The sequence below is a fragment of the Micromonospora sp. WMMD1128 genome (assembly GCF_027497235.1).
In the GTDB taxonomy this organism is placed as follows: Bacteria; Actinomycetota; Actinomycetes; order Mycobacteriales; family Micromonosporaceae; genus Micromonospora.
In genome coordinates, this window is the sequence record NZ_CP114902.1 from 5,938,876 (window position 1) to 5,953,002 (window position 14,127).

General features: G+C 72.9%; 19 protein-coding genes and 2 tRNA genes. 3 read left to right on the forward strand and 18 right to left on the reverse strand.

Annotation, left to right across the window (positions count from 1 at the left end; all coding sequences use genetic code 11):
* Positions 1-18: 18 nt before the first annotated feature.
* Positions 19-180 (forward strand): hypothetical protein, encoded by a 162-nt coding sequence (locus O7602_RS26775; protein WP_281585374.1) that lies wholly within the window; start codon positions 19-21, stop codon positions 178-180.
* A gap of 35 nt (positions 181-215) precedes the next feature.
* Here the strand turns inward: O7602_RS26775 and O7602_RS26780 are convergent, their stop codons facing one another.
* The 11 genes from O7602_RS26780 to O7602_RS26830 form a co-directional block, all read right to left on the reverse strand.
* On the reverse strand, positions 216-401 hold the full coding sequence (locus O7602_RS26780; protein ID WP_281585375.1) for a hypothetical protein: 186 nt from the start codon (positions 399-401) through the stop codon (positions 216-218).
* A gap of 511 nt (positions 402-912) precedes the next feature.
* A tRNA-Met gene (locus O7602_RS26785) sits at positions 913-986 on the reverse strand.
* Positions 987-1,139: 153 nt separating this feature from the next.
* Positions 1,140-1,409 carry a hypothetical protein gene (locus O7602_RS26790; RefSeq protein ID WP_281585376.1) on the reverse strand — a complete coding sequence of 90 codons (270 nt, stop codon included), beginning with the start codon at positions 1,407-1,409 and terminating at the stop codon, positions 1,140-1,142.
* Positions 1,406-1,747, reverse strand: coding sequence for a DUF6221 family protein (locus tag O7602_RS26795; protein ID WP_281585377.1), 342 nt, complete (start codon positions 1,745-1,747; stop codon positions 1,406-1,408). The genes O7602_RS26790 and O7602_RS26795 overlap by 4 nt, the downstream gene beginning before the upstream one ends.
* On the reverse strand, positions 1,744-2,268 hold the full coding sequence (locus O7602_RS26800) for an HNH endonuclease signature motif containing protein (protein ID WP_281585378.1): 525 nt from the start codon (positions 2,266-2,268) through the stop codon (positions 1,744-1,746). Before O7602_RS26800 ends, O7602_RS26795 begins: the two co-directional genes overlap by 4 nt.
* A gap of 199 nt (positions 2,269-2,467) precedes the next feature.
* Positions 2,468-2,833: a hypothetical protein gene (locus tag O7602_RS26805; protein ID WP_281585379.1), complete on the reverse strand. Its 366-nt coding sequence runs from the start codon at positions 2,831-2,833 to the stop codon at positions 2,468-2,470.
* Positions 2,834-2,867: 34 nt separating this feature from the next.
* The gene (locus O7602_RS26810; protein ID WP_281585380.1) at positions 2,868-3,242 is read right to left on the reverse strand and encodes a hypothetical protein; all 375 of its coding nucleotides are present in this window, start codon (positions 3,240-3,242) and stop codon (positions 2,868-2,870) included.
* A 25-nt stretch (positions 3,243-3,267) separates the two neighbouring features.
* Positions 3,268-4,008 (reverse strand): hypothetical protein, encoded by a 741-nt coding sequence (locus tag O7602_RS26815; RefSeq protein WP_281585381.1) that lies wholly within the window; start codon positions 4,006-4,008, stop codon positions 3,268-3,270.
* Positions 4,008-4,397, reverse strand: coding sequence for a hypothetical protein (locus O7602_RS26820; RefSeq protein ID WP_281585382.1), 390 nt, complete (start codon positions 4,395-4,397; stop codon positions 4,008-4,010). The genes O7602_RS26815 and O7602_RS26820 overlap by 1 nt, the downstream gene beginning before the upstream one ends.
* Positions 4,394-4,582, reverse strand: coding sequence for a hypothetical protein (locus O7602_RS26825; protein ID WP_281585383.1), 189 nt, complete (start codon positions 4,580-4,582; stop codon positions 4,394-4,396). The genes O7602_RS26820 and O7602_RS26825 overlap by 4 nt, the downstream gene beginning before the upstream one ends.
* Before the next feature lie 3 nt (positions 4,583-4,585).
* Positions 4,586-5,065, reverse strand: coding sequence for a hypothetical protein (locus O7602_RS26830; RefSeq protein ID WP_281585384.1), 480 nt, complete (start codon positions 5,063-5,065; stop codon positions 4,586-4,588).
* Between the two features lie 44 nt (positions 5,066-5,109).
* Here O7602_RS26830 and O7602_RS26835 point away from each other — a divergent pair, with 44 nt between their 5' ends.
* Positions 5,110-6,123, forward strand: coding sequence for a tyrosine-type recombinase/integrase (locus O7602_RS26835; protein ID WP_281585385.1), 1,014 nt, complete (start codon positions 5,110-5,112; stop codon positions 6,121-6,123).
* A 67-nt stretch (positions 6,124-6,190) separates the two neighbouring features.
* On the opposite strand, the gene O7602_RS26840 is transcribed toward O7602_RS26835, so the two are convergent.
* Positions 6,191-6,267, reverse strand: a tRNA-Thr gene (locus tag O7602_RS26840).
* Positions 6,268-6,399: 132 nt separating this feature from the next.
* Between O7602_RS26840 and O7602_RS26845 the strand changes: the two genes are divergently transcribed.
* Positions 6,400-8,142 (forward strand): metallophosphoesterase, encoded by a 1,743-nt coding sequence (locus tag O7602_RS26845; protein WP_281585386.1) that lies wholly within the window; start codon positions 6,400-6,402, stop codon positions 8,140-8,142.
* A gap of 77 nt (positions 8,143-8,219) precedes the next feature.
* Here O7602_RS26845 and ricT read toward each other — a convergent pair whose 3' ends face one another.
* From ricT to tmk, 6 genes are all read right to left on the reverse strand, one after another.
* Complete coding sequence (gene ricT / locus O7602_RS26850; protein ID WP_281585387.1) at positions 8,220-9,083, reverse strand: regulatory iron-sulfur-containing complex subunit RicT; 864 nt, start codon at positions 9,081-9,083, stop codon at positions 8,220-8,222.
* Between the two features lie 261 nt (positions 9,084-9,344).
* On the reverse strand, positions 9,345-10,013 hold the full coding sequence (locus O7602_RS26855; RefSeq protein ID WP_281585388.1) for a hypothetical protein: 669 nt from the start codon (positions 10,011-10,013) through the stop codon (positions 9,345-9,347).
* Complete coding sequence (locus tag O7602_RS26860) at positions 10,013-10,318, reverse strand: hypothetical protein (protein ID WP_281585389.1); 306 nt, start codon at positions 10,316-10,318, stop codon at positions 10,013-10,015. Before O7602_RS26860 ends, O7602_RS26855 begins: the two co-directional genes overlap by 1 nt.
* 2 nt (positions 10,319-10,320) lie before the next feature.
* Positions 10,321-10,650 (reverse strand): YbaB/EbfC family nucleoid-associated protein, encoded by a 330-nt coding sequence (locus tag O7602_RS26865; RefSeq protein ID WP_281585390.1) that lies wholly within the window; start codon positions 10,648-10,650, stop codon positions 10,321-10,323.
* A gap of 151 nt (positions 10,651-10,801) precedes the next feature.
* On the reverse strand, positions 10,802-12,037 hold the full coding sequence (locus O7602_RS26870) for a DNA polymerase III subunit delta' (protein WP_281585391.1): 1,236 nt from the start codon (positions 12,035-12,037) through the stop codon (positions 10,802-10,804).
* Complete coding sequence (gene tmk / locus O7602_RS26875; RefSeq protein WP_281590549.1) at positions 12,034-14,100, reverse strand: dTMP kinase; 2,067 nt, start codon at positions 14,098-14,100, stop codon at positions 12,034-12,036. Before tmk ends, O7602_RS26870 begins: the two co-directional genes overlap by 4 nt.
* Between the last annotated feature and the right edge of the window lie 27 nt (positions 14,101-14,127).

Below are 14,127 nucleotides of genomic sequence, written 5' to 3' on the forward strand. Positions count from 1 at the left end.
GCAGAGGCCGAGTGCTCGATGGGTTGGGACGTTGCCGTCTCGGAACAGCAGGCCGACGGCTGTGATGCCGTCGCCGTCATCGTCGAATCGCTGCTGCGAGGTGACCACGACGTACTCGGTGAGGATGTACGCCTGCTCGGTGCCGTACGCCTAGAGCACTCGCTCGACCGCGGCGGTTAACTCCTGGTCGGCGGCGATCTGCTCAGGTGTGCGGCTCACGTCGTCTCCGGCGAGGCGACGTACTGGCTGTGCTCCTCGTCCCAGGCGATCCGCATGACGGTGTCCTCGTCGACGCGAACGTCGGCTGGCCCGTATGCCCCGATGGTGACGCCGTGCGTGGTGCTGGCCTCGTTGACAGCGGCGAGGAAGTCAGCGAATCGGCGGAGGTCGTCGCTGGTCATCGCGTCTCCAGCCTCGGTTGCATGCTGCGTGTTCGGGTCCGCGCCATGTGCTGCGGTCGTCGGTGTGGCCGAGATCCCACGGCTGTCCGGGTTGGATGCGCCGGCTCGGCATGACGCAGGTCGGTGCGGCGCAGTCCACCTGGCCCGCTTCGACGGTCGGGCGCCACCGTTCCCGCTCCCGCTCGTGGGCGGCGTCGTAGCCGCGGGCTTGGCGGCTGCCTCGGGCGCGGTCTGCGGTGGTGGCGCAACGGGCGCATCGGCCTGTGGCGACGAGCTCGGGGCAGCTACCGGAGTGGGCGGCGCAGCCGGTGCAGGGGCAGACCTTGAGCGCGCGCGGCATGGCCGCTCCGTGGTGGTTAGCTGGCGAGTCCTGGTCCCCAGCCGCATTGGATGATGGCGAGGGCGAGGGCGGCGAGGACGAGCAGCAGCGGGATGAGTGCGTGGCGTACGCGGCGGGGTGGTATGCGCATCAGGCCATCGTGGACCGGCAGGTCAACCTCGGCCTGCGTAGTTGCGACGGCAGGATTTGAACCTGCGACCTCTGGGTTATGAGCCCAGCGAGCTACCGAGCTGCTCTACGTCGCGTCGGGAAAGCGGGCCGGCCATCCGCCGCGGTGACCGGCCCGCTTTCCCCACGCCCCAGCGTCCCGACCCAGGACGCACGTCAGCCCGGCGGGACCTGGGGGGGTCGACCTGCCGGGCTGAGGGGACACTCCACCTGCGTGGCGTGTGATCAAATCATGCGGCGGCGGCCAGGGTGGCGTCAAGCTGACGGGGTCGACCCTTCCCGGTTTCCTCCTTCGACTTGCGCTTGGCGGACTCCATGGCGGCGGCTTCGTCGAGCGGGTAGTAGACGCCGCGGCGGTCGTAGCGGCGGCTGAGCGGGTTGGCTTCGCGTTTGGGGTTGGCCCAGTTGCGGATCATCGCGACGGTGATGTCGGGGCCGAGGCGGGCCGCGAGTTGGGCGGCGGTGCCCCACTCGCGGCCGGTGCGCGGGTCGCGGATCACGGTCGCCACTCGTCGCGGTAGCCGGCTCGGTCGGCGTACGGCAGGGCGAGGAGGCGCACGGTCGGGCAGGGCCACTCGACGGGGCTGTCGTCCACGCTGCCGCACGTCGAGCACGCCAGGATCTCGCCCGTCGCCATCCGCTGCGGCTGCGGGTAGGGCTCGTGTTCGTCGATGATGCGCCGCTTGGCGTCCACCTCGGCGAGCACCCGCGCCGGGTCATGGCGGGCGATGTGCTCGCGGTCAGCGGCGGTGGGGTTGCCGAGGGGCAGCCACGCCCGCGCGGCCCGCTCGTCGTCGTCGAGCTGCGCCCGCAGCCAGGTCACCAGGTCGTCGGTCACGGGGTCTCCTGCGTGTGCTGATCGCGGAGCTTCGAGTAGTAGCGGCGCGTTGCCTCACGTGCCTGCCGCCGGTGGCGGTCCGGATCTTGCGCCCTGTGTGCTGCCCTAGCCAGGCGGGCGCATGCCTGGCACCGGCGCGCGCCGTTCGGGCTGATGTAGAGGTTTCCTCCAGCGTACGGGTGGCCCTTCGGGCAGTGGGTCTTCGCCGAGCAGGCCGCAACGATGGTCTCGCCCCGCATGACATTCTCTAGGATCGTCACCGGCTCCAAGTGGGCCGGGTTGACGCAGTTGCGGACCCGGCAGAGGTGGTCCAGGACGAGGCCATCGGGAATGGGCCCGATCAGCCCTTCGTATGCAACTCGGTGCGCGGCGCGGTTCGCCTGGCGCGTCACCATGAATCGGCCGTAGCCATCGACGAGGCCGGCGGTCCACAACCAGCATCCGGTTTCGGCTGGGTCAACCTTCGCCCAGAACCGGGCCGGAAGGCAGGGGTCTCCGAACGGGCGGATAGCATCGGCCACGTCGACTCCTTCATAGTCGGCCACGCCCCGGGGGTGTTACAGCACCCGCCGGGGTCCTTCATGTTCATGATCCCACTCGGGTGCGACAGGTTGGGTGAAGCGTGCCGTGCACCTACACCAGCTTGAGCCATTACGCGCCTCACATCGGACAGCCGGTGGCCCGAGACGCGCGTCTGAGGCGCGTCTCGGGCCGGGCTGGTCACACGGCGGTGAGTCGCCCCAGCGACAGGCTGCACATGTCGTCGCCGCTGTCGAAGTCGACCGGGTACACGCCTGCGGGCAGCTCCAGGTCGCCGGCCGCCTCGTCGAGCTGGTCGTTGTCGCGAACGAAGCAGTCCTCGGTCCGGACCATCCATCGCTCGTCCATGTAGCGGTGCTCGACGCCGTGCACGATCTGCTGGTCCTCGTCCTCGTCGAGGTCGTAGGACAGCGACTCGCACTGCTTGCAATCGCGCCACATCCGGCAGTGGTCGGTGACGCCGGGGCATTCGATGGCGTACTCCTGCTCGGTGATGCCGCCCTCGGTGGTCTCGGTGATGGTCAGGATGTGCGGCGGGTACTTCACGGTGCTCTCCTTCGAGTCGGTCGGGTCGAGCCGGTCAGTTGGCGGTCCGCATCGGGGCGACCGCCGGCCGCTCCAGGTAGCCGACAGGCTTGCCAGTCCGGTGGGCGTAGGCGATCTCGGCGCGCGTCGAGTCGCCGATGTAGCCATTCGGATTGACCACGATCACCTCGTCGGCGAGGTCGATCTTCCGCAGGTGCAGGGCGTCGAGAGCGGTCTTCTGCTCGGCGGTGAGCTGGGTGCCGTCGGCGTGGCCGAAGACGCCAGGGGCGAGCACGATGTGGCCGCCGAGGGTGAGCCGGTGGTTGACCTCGTGGAAGGCGTCGCGGAAGCGGGTGGATCCGCAGAGGACGATGACGCGCGGCGCGGTCGGGGTGTCGAGCTGGTGGGTATGCGGGTTGAGGTAGCCCATGGTGCTCTCCTTCGGTCGGGTCGGGTCAGTTGGTCTGGGTCGGTGCGGCCCCCGCGACCGCACGGAGCACGTGGTCGCGCCGCCAGATGTGCGCGACGCCCTCCACCGCCCCGGGCATCCCGCAGCCGCACTCGGCACCGAGGCAGAGGCATGGGTTGTGCTGGTTGTCCTCCCAGCGGCCGACGCAGACGACGGTCCACGCCGTCTTGGGTCCGGCGGTCTGGACGGTGAGCACCTCGCGGCGATCGCATCCGGGGCAGGTCGCGCCGATGAGGAGCTGGGTGGGTCGGCGCTGGCCGATGGCGGGACGGACCCACGCCTCTTCGGCGAGCAGGTGCCGGAGGACGGCGGCGGCGGTGCCGGGCAGTGCGTACCGCAGCGCCACGATGAGCCAGTCGAGCGGGTCGTCTTCGCCTTCGGGGCCGAGGACGCCCTCGGTGAGCATGCGGTCGAGGACCGGCGGCGCGTCGATGGTCCGTAGCTGGCGGGCGAGCCACGTCACCTTGGTCGTGCACCGCTCGGCCATCTCGGCCCACCGGTTGCGCCGTTCGGGTCGGTCGGCGACGGCGATCATGCGGGGCGTGGGGTCGCTGTGGCTGCCGCTGCCCGGCCTGCCGCCGTAGACGGTGCTCCGGAGCAGGGATGGCGCTTCGAGGCGCTCAGCGGCGATCTGGGCGGCTTCATCGCGGGCGAGGTCGTCGAGGGTCTGCCGGGCGTCGTGGAGGGACCATGCGGCGGCCAGGGCGTGGAGGTGGTGCGGGTGCATCAACGGCCTCTCGCGGAGAAGTGGGGGCCACAGGTGGCACAGGCGTTGCGGTCGTGGCGGCGGGTCGGGTCCGGCGGTCGAACGGACGTCCAGTGCGGGTCGAAGTCACGCGCCCAGGCGGGCCACTGGTTGCGGTGGGCGCAGGGCATATTGACGGTGTGGGGGTCGCAGCAGCCGTGTTCGCGCTCGATCTTGTAGCTGTTGATCTCGACGCCGCCGCAGATGCAGCACAGCCAGGCGGGGATGACCGTGCCGGGCGGCGTGAAGTCGGCGAGGTGGCGCGGGAGAGTGATCCAGCCGCGCCGGTGCTGCTCCGGAGCGAGGGTGTGGCGCACGCCGATGATGCGGGCGCCGGCGAGGACGTCGAGGGCGAGCTGCTGAACGGTCACCGGGTCCTCCGGGTGTGCACGATGGCGAGGGTGAGCGCGGTGGGCAGCCACACGGCGGCCAACGCGAGCAGGAGTGCGGCGGCGGGGTTGCCCCAGGTGCGGGCGGCGGCGTCGAGGCCGAGGGTGGCCGCCACCCCGGCCACGAGGGCCGAGGCGGCGGCGACGGCCACGGTGCGGATGGGCACCGGTCAGCCCTCGACCTGGTCGCGTGCCTCAGCCGACACCGCCACACCCCACGGCCCGACAGCCTCCAGGTAGTCCGCCAGATGCCGACGCACCGGACCGTCCGGCTGCACGCCGGTCGAGGACCACCACGCCCGGTACCGGTCGTCGTCCCGCAGCACCTTCACCGCCTGGTCGTAGCCGGCGTCGCCCGCCCGAATCACGGCGCTCTGCACGGCGGACATCAGCGTGCGGATGCCGACGGGCACCGGTACGCCGAGTTGGTCGAGCCAGGCACGGACCGCGTCGTCACGGATGGGTAGTCCGGCGGCGACGACGTAGCGGTCGGCCAGTTCGATGCTGTCGACCCGGGGGTCCTGCGCGCCGGGCTCGGCGGAACCGGGGAGCGGCGGCGTAGTGCCGGCGGGTCGGGGCTCGATGGCCCCACGGAGCACCTGGTCGGCCCAGAAGCGGAGGTTGGTGGCGGTGCCCCGGTCGGCGCACATGGTGATGTCGTGTTGCTCGTCGAGGGGTGTGGGGCGGGTGTCGGATGTTGAGCAAGGCCTTCAAGGACGCGGTGAGGCGCGGCAAGGCGTCGCGCAACGTGTGCAGCAGCGAGCTGATGGACCCGCCTGCGTACCGGCGTGGGAAGGTCGCTGCGCTGACGCTCGCCGAGACCGAGGCGGTCATCAAGGCGGCTATCGCTGACGACATGGCCGCCCGGTGGTTGCTGGGGCTGCTGCTCGGTCCCCGGCAGGGGGAGACGCTGGGGATCCGGTGGAATCGCGTGCACCTCGATCCGTCGCCCGACGAGGAGCCACACGTCGAGCTAGAGACGCAGATCCAGCGGCGGACGTGGGAGCACGGCTGCGACGACCCGGTCGCGTGCGCGGCCGAGCGGCATCGCAAGCCGTGCCCGCCGAGCTGGGAGCATGGCTGCGCCGACCCGGCTGCGTGCCGGATCCAGGCGTTCCGCTGCCCGACCCGCCGGCGCCGGCCGGGCTGCCGGCTGCACGTCCGGCCATGCCCGCCGCCGTGCCCACCCGACTGCGACGCCCACGCCCAGCACTGCCCGAAGCGTCACGGCGGCGGCCTGGTCGAGGTCGATCTGAAGACCGAGAAGAGCGTTCGCCCCCTCGCGTTGCCTGCCGTGCTGGTGGAGCTGCTGCGCGCGCACCGGGCCCGGCAGCAGCGCGAGCGGGAACGGCTCGGCCTGGAGTGGGATCCGGCAGGGCTGGTGTTCACCACGGCAGCCGGTGGGCCGATCGACGCCAGCGCGGACCACGCCGCGTGGGAGGAACTGCTCCGCCGGGCAGGTGTGGCGGACGCGAAGTTGCACGCCGCCCGGCATACCGCCGGCACCATGCTCGTCGCCTCCGGCACGGACATCAGCGTGGTGCAGGACATCCTCGGCCACACGCAGATCTCGACCGCGAGGATCTACGTCGACGTGGCGCAGAAGACCAAGCGGGAGGCGGTCGACCGGGCGGTCTCTGCGCTGATGGACGGCAACCTCGCGGCCCTACTGCAACGCGATGGTGCAACGGAGCGGCGCGCGAGCTGATCGCGTCGAGTATGAGAAAGGCCCCGTGACCTTGGCTTATCGCCTGGTCACGGGGCCTTTCCCGTGGTGGAGCCGCCTGACGGAATCGAACCGTCGACCTACGCATTACGAGTGCGTCGCTCTAGCCGACTGAGCTAAGGCGGCAACGGTGCTCAAGTGTACGGCACCCCCGGCCGACAGCCGAACCGGATCCCCCGGGTCCGGAACCGGACAGCGGGGCACGGGCAGCCCCGCGCGGGAGAGACTTCCCGGCCGGCGCGGACTACCCTGCGGCGGGTGAACGACGATCACGTACCGCCGCCGCAGCAGCAGCCGGACCCCGAGGCGCGCCCGGGTGAGCGGGCCAGCCGTCGACCCCACCGCATCGACCCGCTGGAGCTGGGCTTCACCCCGCGCCGGCCGGTGCCCTGGCTCGCGCCGCTGCTGCTGATCACCACCGGCCTGCGGACGCTGCTGGCCATGCTGTTCGGGGCGTACCTGGACAAGCGCGAGTTACAGAACGCCTTCGGCGACGACACGTTCCGGCAGGTCGGGCCGGACGGCGGGCTCTGGCTGGACTACGTGGCCGACCTGGGCGACGGCTTCGACGCCACGTACTCGGTGGCGTACCTGCTCGCCCAGCCGGAGCTGACCGTGGACGGCCACCGCCTGCCCCGGGCGCAGACGCTGGTGATGGGCGGCGACCAGGTGTATCCGTCGGCCGGCTACGAGGCGTACGAGGACCGCTGCAAGGGGCCGTACCAGGCGGCGCTGCCGGTCGCCCCGCCGGAGCGGCCGACGCTCTTCGCGGTGCCCGGGAACCACGACTGGTACGACGGGTTGACCGCGTTCCTGCGACTGTTCGTCAGGTCCCGGGACCGGCACTTCGCCGGCTGGGGCACCGGCCAGTCCCGCTCGTACTTCGCGGTCGAGCTGCCGGCCGGCTGGTGGCTGCTGGGCCTCGACGACCAGTCCGGGTCCTACCTGGACGATCCGCAGCTCACCTACTTCGACGAGGTCGCCCGCAAGCTCACTCCGCAATCCAAGGTGATCCTGGCGGTGCCGGCACCGACGTGGGTCAAGGCCGCCGACCATCCCAACGCGTACGACTCGATCGACTACTTCATCCGTACCATCGTCGCGCCCACCGGGGCGCAGGTCCGGGTGCTGGTCTCCGGCGACCTGCACCACTACGCCCGGTACGCCGGCCCGGAACGGCAGCTCATCACCTGCGGTGGCGGCGGCGCCTACCTTTACCCCACCCACCGGTTGCCGGAGCGGCTGGAGGTGCCGCCGCGGGACACGTTGACCCGGCGGGCCAGCCGCACCCGCGAGTACGAGCTGACCGCCCGGTATCCGGACAAGGCCCGTTCCCGCCGGTACGGCTGGGGCATCTTCGGCCGACTGCCGTACCGCAATCCGGGTTTCGCCACGCTGCTCGGCACCCTGCACACGCTGCTGATGCTGGCCATGGCCGGGGTGGCGGCGCAGCGGGCCGACTCGACCGCGCAGCGGCTGTTCAGCGTCCCGTTGGTGGCGATGCTCGTGGTGACGCTGCTGGGCGCGGTGTTCTTCGCCAAGCCGCCGAGCGCGGACGGCAAGCGGCACGCCCGGCACTGGATCCTCGGGGTGGCGCACGGGGCGGCCCATGTGGCGCTTGCCGCCGGCGGGACCTGGCTGTGGCTGCACCTGCCGTTCTACGACTGGCCGTGGCCGTTGCCGGCGGTCGCGGCGGTGGTGCTCTACGGCCCGGCGAGTGGGCTGGTCGGCAGTCAGCTCGTGGCGCTCTATCTGCTGGTGGCGGGCGCGTTCGGGGTGAACCTGAACGAGCTTTTCGCCGGCCAGGGCATCGAGGACTCGAAGGCGTTCCTCCGGTTCCGCTTCGACCCCGACGGCACGCTGACGATCTATCCCATCGCCCTGGACAGGGTCTCCCACGCCTGGAGCCTAAACCCGGACGATTCCCCAACAGCCCCCTGGCTGACCCCGAAGACCCCCTTGACCCCCCGCCTGGCCGAACCCCCCATAACCCTCCGCTGACCCACCCGCCCGCACCATCGCGGTGATCATGAAGTTGACGACACCGGAAGAGATCAACTTCGCCGTCAACTTCATGATCACCGCGGGGAGGCGGGAGGGCGGGTGGGGTTGTAGTGCTGGTCGTGGGACTGGCGGGGGGCGCAGACCGAGGCGCGGCTGCACTGGCAGCGGGAGCCGTCGGCGTCCAGGCGGACCGTCACCGCGTCGCGCGGGACGCTGTGACCGACCACCTTGCCCTCGCCCTGGGGGGTGTCGACGCGGGTGCCGACCGCCGGGGCGGACTCCTGGAATTTCTGGTACAGCGGATGCTCGTATTTCAGGCAGCACATCAGGCGTCCGCACGCGCCGGAGATGCGCAGCGGGTTGAGCGGCAGGTCCTGGTCCTTCGCCATCCGGATCGTCACCGGCTCGAAGTCGGTGAGGAACGTGGCGCAGCACAGGTCACGCCCGCAGGAGCCGATGCCGCCCTGCACCCGCGCCGAGTCGCGGGCGGAGAGCTGCCGCAGCTCGACCCGGCAGTGCAGCGTCGCGCCCAGGTCACGGACCAGGGAACGGAAGTCCACCCGGTGCGGCGCGGTGAAATAGATGGTGGTGCGGTCGCTGCCGGTCTCCGGCGTGCCGAGGACGTGGTCGACGGCGACCACCTTCATCGGCAGGCCGTGCTCGCGGATGAGCCGCTTGGCGGCCACCTTCGCGTCGGCCTTGCGCCGGCGTAGCGCCTCGTCCCGGCGCAGGTCGTCGTCGTCGGCCGGCCCGGCCAACTTCGGGAAACCCGCGGTCTCCTCGTCGACCCACTGCGCGGCCCAGACGCACTCGGCCACCTCGGGACCGTCGTCGGTGGGCACCAGCACCCGGTCGCCGACCTGCGGGCGCAGCTCACCCGGGTCGAGGTAGTAGAGACGCCCGTACCGGTTGAAGCTGACCGCGCAGAGCATGCCCATGCGCCCTACCCTACGCGGCTCCGCTCGACCGGACGGCTCGCCGGTCGCCGTCCGGTCACACCGCGCAGCGATCCATCCCGGTCGAACCGACCAAGCGGCCCCCATACGTCGCCCGGACGGTTGAAACCTGGGCCGGTCCCGGGACAAACGCCAGCCGTTCGCGTTGAGTGAAGGCATACCTGCGGGGGGTGCAGGGGAAGACCACGGCGTCGCACGCCGATGCCCGGCCACGGCCGGATCGACGTGCGACGCCGTGAGTCGTCAGGAGCCGATCCGGGTGGTGCCGCCGTAGCGCGGCGCGGTGCCGGCGCGGTCCCGCCAGGTCGTCTCGGCCAGGCTCGGCCCCCACTGACGCAGCAACGTCTCGGCCCCGTCGTAGGCCACCCCGAGCACGCCCAGCACCCGGGTGGCGATCTCCGCCGCCGCCGACGCGCCGGCCGGGCCGGCCTCGACCCCCGGCCGGACGGCGGCGTGCACGGTGACCGCCTCGGTCGAGCCGAGCACCTCGGCGAGTGCCCGCGCCAGCGCGGCCCGGCTGCTCTCCACCCAGGCGGCGAGCGCGTCCGCGTAGCCGGCGGTCGACTCCAGCCGCCCGACCAGGCTCTCCGGCCCCTCGTCGAGGTGGCGGAGCAGGGCGCCACGCGCCTCGTCGTAGGCCCCGGCGGCCGACCCGGACCAGGCGACCGGGTCGGCGAGGACGGCGCAGGTGTCGTCGTACCCCCGGACGAGCCGGCGCACGGCGTGGCCGGCGCCGGTCAGCGGCGCGGGGTGCAGTTCGAGGAATTCGCGCACCGCCACGCCGGGGAGGACCTGCATCCGGCGCAGCAGCGGCCAGAGGCGGTGCCCCTCGGGCGCGCCGGCGGCGAGCAGCGTGTCGACCCGGGTGAGCAGGTCGAGACCCGGCTCGGCGAGGCGGTCCAACGCGTCCATCAGGCCTCCCGGGCCAGCCGGCCCGCGACCGCGTCGTCGGCTGCCGCGTAGCGGTCGGCGGCGCTGCGCAACGCCGCCGCGGCGGCGGCCAGCCGGTTGGCGGCGGCCTGCGCCTCGCGCGCCCGGTCGTTGGTGGCGGTGGTCCACTGCCGGTGCAGGGCGCGCCCCACCTCGCCGGGCCGGCCGGCGGCGTGGGCGCCGAAGGCGGGGTGCGGCGGGTCGGCGGCGGTCACGGTGCGGGCCAGCGTGGCGAGGGTCGCGCCGGCCTCGTCGAGGCGGGCGGCCAGGGTGCGCAGCGATTCCATTGTCAGGCTCCCGCCAGCGGCCGGTATGCCGCGAAGGTCTCGTTGTGCAGCTTCTCCCGGGCCCACTGCGCGGCGTCGGCGGCGGCGGTCACCGCGGCCTGCACCGAGCCGGCCACGTCGCGCGGGCTGCGCTGGTGCAGTGGACCGAGGAAGCGCACGTCGGTGATCCGCCCGCCGGCCGTGACCACCACCTCGACCAGCCCGTCGGGTGAGCGGACGGTGACCTCCACCGTGGCGATCGCCTGGTCGAACTCGGCCTGCAGGGCCTCGATGCGGCGATAGCGCCGCACCGCCTCCTCGATCCAGGCCTCGTCGATCTCCCCCCGCGCCATCGGCGCACTCCTCCCGGCTGGTCGGCGCCGCCGGCCCCACCCCGACGCCATCCTCACTGAGCGTGCCGCCCTCGTCACCACGGCATCACCGGACCGTACCGCACGTCAATCGCGCGTGTCGATGCCCTGTGGACAGCGCGGGACGAGCGCCTCAACCCCGCCAGAGGGAGAGCATCATCGCCTCGACCGCGATCCGCGGTTTGACGTTCGCCCCGATCGCCGCCCGGCACTCGAGCACGGCCTCCAGGCGGCGCAACGAGCCCTCCGCGTCCCACTTCTGCGCGCCGGCCCCGGCCAGCGTCGCGGTGTCGGTGTGCACCGGCGCGACAGGTGCCCGCAGCGCCATGGTGAGCGCGTCCCGGTAGAAGCCGGCCAGGTCGACGAGCGCCCGGTCGAGCGCGTCCCGCTGGGCCCGGGTGGCCCGCGACTTCTGCCGCTTCTCCAGCTCCTTGAGCTGGCCGGCGGCGCCCCGCATGGCGCCGGCCGCGCCCCGGCCGGTGCCGCCCGCGCCGAGCGCGGTCTGCAACGCCGACCGTTCCGCCTCGTCGGCCTCCGCGACCGAGGCTGCGGCCTCCGCCTCGGCCGCCTCGATCAGCGCCGAGGCGGCGTCGAACGCCGCGCCCACGCCGGTGAGCCGGCGCGGTACGGCCAGCACGGCGTCCCGCCGCTGCCGGGCCTCCGGGTCGCGGGCCAGCCGCCGGGCCCGGCCGACGTGCCCCTGCGCCGCCGCGGCGGCCCACTGCGCCACGTCCGGGTCGATGCCGTCCCGGCGGACCAGCACCTCGGCCACCGCGCCGGCCGGCGGCTGGCGCAGCGGTACGACCCGGCACCGCGACCGGATGGTCACCGACACGTCGTCCGGGTGGGTGGACGGGGCGCAGAGCAGGAAGATGGTACGCGGTGGCGGCTCCTCGACGGCCTTGAGCAGCGCGTTTCCGGCGGCCTCGGTGAGCCGGTCGGCGTCCTCGATGATGACGACCTGCCAACGGCCGCCGGAGGGCGTGCTCGCCGCCCGCAGCACCAGCGCGCGCATCTCCCCGACGCCGATGGAGAGCCCGTCCGGCACCACGAGCCGCACGTCGGCGTGGGTGCCGGCGAGCGTGGTGTGGCAGCCGGGGCAGTGCCCGCACCCGGCGCCGTGCACGCACTGGAGCGCGGCGGCGAAGGCGCGGGCGGCCACCGACCGGCCGGAACCGGGCGGGCCGGTGAAGATCCACGCATGTGTCATCCCGGCACCGGGATCGACGTCGGTCGGCCCGGCCCCGCCCGCGTCGCCGGCCGGCGCGGCCTCGCCGGCCCGCAGCAGCGCGGCGGCGGAGGCGGCGGCCCGCCGCAGCGTGACCACCGCCTCGTCCTGCCCGACCAGATCGCCGAAGACGTCCGTCATCGTCGGCGTTGCTCCATCGTCACCAGCTCCGATTCGGATAACTCGGGCTGGACCGAGGTGTCCGGGCCCTGCGCCGGGCGTGGGTGCACGATCCCGGCCGGGTTGACGAGGAACTCGTCCACCCGGCGGGCGACCGCGTCGGCGATCTCCTTCACCGGGCGGGAAGCGTCGAGCACCAGGTAGCGCTTCGGGTCGCCGGAGGCCAGGTCGAGGAAGGCGTACCGGACCCGCTCGTGGAACGCCAGCGACTCGGCCTCCAGCCGGTCGGCGCCCTCGCTGCGGGCCTCCACCCGCCTCAACCCGGTGTGCGGCTCGACGTCGAGCAGGACCACCAGGTCGGGCTTGAGCCCGCCGGTGGCCCAGGAGGAGAGCCAGGAGACCTCGTCGACCGGCAGCGTCCGGCCGGCGCCCTGGTAGGCCAGGGACGAGTCGACGTACCTGTCGCTGATCACCACCGCGCCGCGGGTGAGCGCCGGGCGCACCACGGTCGCCACATGGTGGGCCCGGTCGGCGGCGTAGAGCAGCGCCTCGGCGCGCGGCGACGGCGCGTCGTCGGTCGCGGTGTCGAGCACCAGCGAGCGGATCCGCGCGCCGACCCCGGTGGCGCCCGGCTCACGGGTGACCACCACGTCCCGCCCTCCGCCGCGCAGCCGCTCGGCCAGCGCGGCGAGCTGGGTGGACTTGCCGGCGCCCTCGCCGCCCTCGAAGACCACGAACAGGCCGGCGGAGACGAACGGCTCGGCCGGCATCAGCGGGCGACCCCGGATCGAGCCCCAGAGGTCGGCCAGGACCGGCACGCCCTTCTTGTCGTCCATCTGGCCGAACGCGCTGATCCCGGCGAAGATGCCGGCCGCGCCGGCGGCGAGCAGCAGCAGTCGGGTCGAGGAGATGGAGATGCCCAGGTCGGCGATGGTGAGCTGGCGGGAGCCGCCGACGCCGACCAGGAGGCTGCTCAGCGCGATGGCCAGGATCAGCACCAGTCGGGTGCCGATCTGCACCACCGCGAAGACCCGGCCGCGCACCTCGTCGGCCACCTCGCCGCCGAGCAGCGTGGTGCCGGCCAGGAACGCCATGCCGGCGCCGGCGCCGACCAGGATCGCGCCGAGGATGGCCATGGACAGGTGGATGGCGAACGCCAGCACCAGCACGGAGGCGCTTGCGAGCACGATGCTCATGCCGAACCAGCGACGCCGGGACAGGTCCCGCACGAGGATCGGGCCGAGCCCGATGCCGAGCGCCAGGCCGACGAAGATCGCACCGAAGAGCAGCGAGAACGCGGCGTCACCGGCGCCGAGCGAGTTGGCGAAGAACTTGGCCGTGCCGACCACGATGCCGCCGCCGGCGAACGCGCCGAAGATGCCCAGCACCAGGCCGCGCACGAGCGGCGTCTGCCCGATGAACTTCCAGCCGTCGGCGAACTGGCGGAACATGCTCTGCTCGGTGCGTTCCCCCTCACCGCGCTGGGCCTCGCTGATCTCCTTGATCCCGAAGGCCACCACGAGCGCGGTGGCCAGCCGGGAGAAGGCGTTGAACCAGAGCGCGAGCTGGGCCGGCTCGGCCCAGCTCGGCAGGTCGCCGCCGATCGCGCCGCGTACGCCCCGGTCCAGCACGGCCAGGGCGATGGCGGCGGCCACCGGGGTCAGGCCGTACGTGGTGATCAGGGTGAGCTGGTTGGCCGTCTCCAGCCGGGTGCGCGGGATCAGGTTGGGGACCGCCGCCTCCTTGGCCGGGATCCACATCAGGGTGATCGACTCGATCAGGAAGGTGGCGATCAGGGCCCAGCCGACCACCAGGCCGCCCGCCGCGCCGGTCAGCGCGTAGAGCGGGATGGAGGCGAAGAGCACGAAGCGCAGCAGGTCGCAGATGACCATCGTCCACCGGCGGTCGAACCGGTCGGCGAAGACGCCCGCCACCGGGCCGAGCACCAGCGCCGGCAGCAGCCGGATCGCGGTCACGCCACCGAAGGCCGCGCCCTGGGCGGTGCTGCCGGACACCTGGGAGGCGGCGAAGAGCGCGGTGGCGAGCAGGCCGAGCCAGTCGCCGAAGGAGGCCGCGCTGAGCACGATCCACAGCCTGCGGAACGGCCGGAT

Excerpts from the sequence above, each read along its gene's own strand:
- O7602_RS26775 (WP_281585374.1), top strand. The coding sequence starts at position 19 with ATGGGTTGGGACGTTGCCGTCTCGGAACAGCAGGCCGACGGCTGTGAT.
- O7602_RS26780 (WP_281585375.1), bottom strand. The coding sequence starts at position 401 with ATGACCAGCGACGACCTCCGCCGATTCGCTGACTTCCTCGCCGCTGTC.
- O7602_RS26810 (WP_281585380.1), bottom strand. The coding sequence starts at position 3,242 with ATGGGCTACCTCAACCCGCATACCCACCAGCTCGACACCCCGACCGCG.
- O7602_RS26815 (WP_281585381.1), bottom strand. The coding sequence starts at position 4,008 with ATGCACCCGCACCACCTCCACGCCCTGGCCGCCGCATGGTCCCTCCAC.
- O7602_RS26830 (WP_281585384.1), bottom strand. The coding sequence starts at position 5,065 with ATGTGCGCCGACCGGGGCACCGCCACCAACCTCCGCTTCTGGGCCGAC.
- O7602_RS26835 (WP_281585385.1), top strand. The coding sequence starts at position 5,110 with ATGTTGAGCAAGGCCTTCAAGGACGCGGTGAGGCGCGGCAAGGCGTCG.
- ricT (WP_281585387.1), bottom strand. The coding sequence starts at position 9,083 with ATGGGCATGCTCTGCGCGGTCAGCTTCAACCGGTACGGGCGTCTCTAC.
- O7602_RS26855 (WP_281585388.1), bottom strand. The coding sequence starts at position 10,013 with ATGGACGCGTTGGACCGCCTCGCCGAGCCGGGTCTCGACCTGCTCACC.
- O7602_RS26860 (WP_281585389.1), bottom strand. The coding sequence starts at position 10,318 with ATGGAATCGCTGCGCACCCTGGCCGCCCGCCTCGACGAGGCCGGCGCG.
- O7602_RS26865 (WP_281585390.1), bottom strand. The coding sequence starts at position 10,650 with ATGGCGCGGGGGGAGATCGACGAGGCCTGGATCGAGGAGGCGGTGCGG.
- O7602_RS26870 (WP_281585391.1), bottom strand. The coding sequence starts at position 12,037 with ATGACGGACGTCTTCGGCGATCTGGTCGGGCAGGACGAGGCGGTGGTC.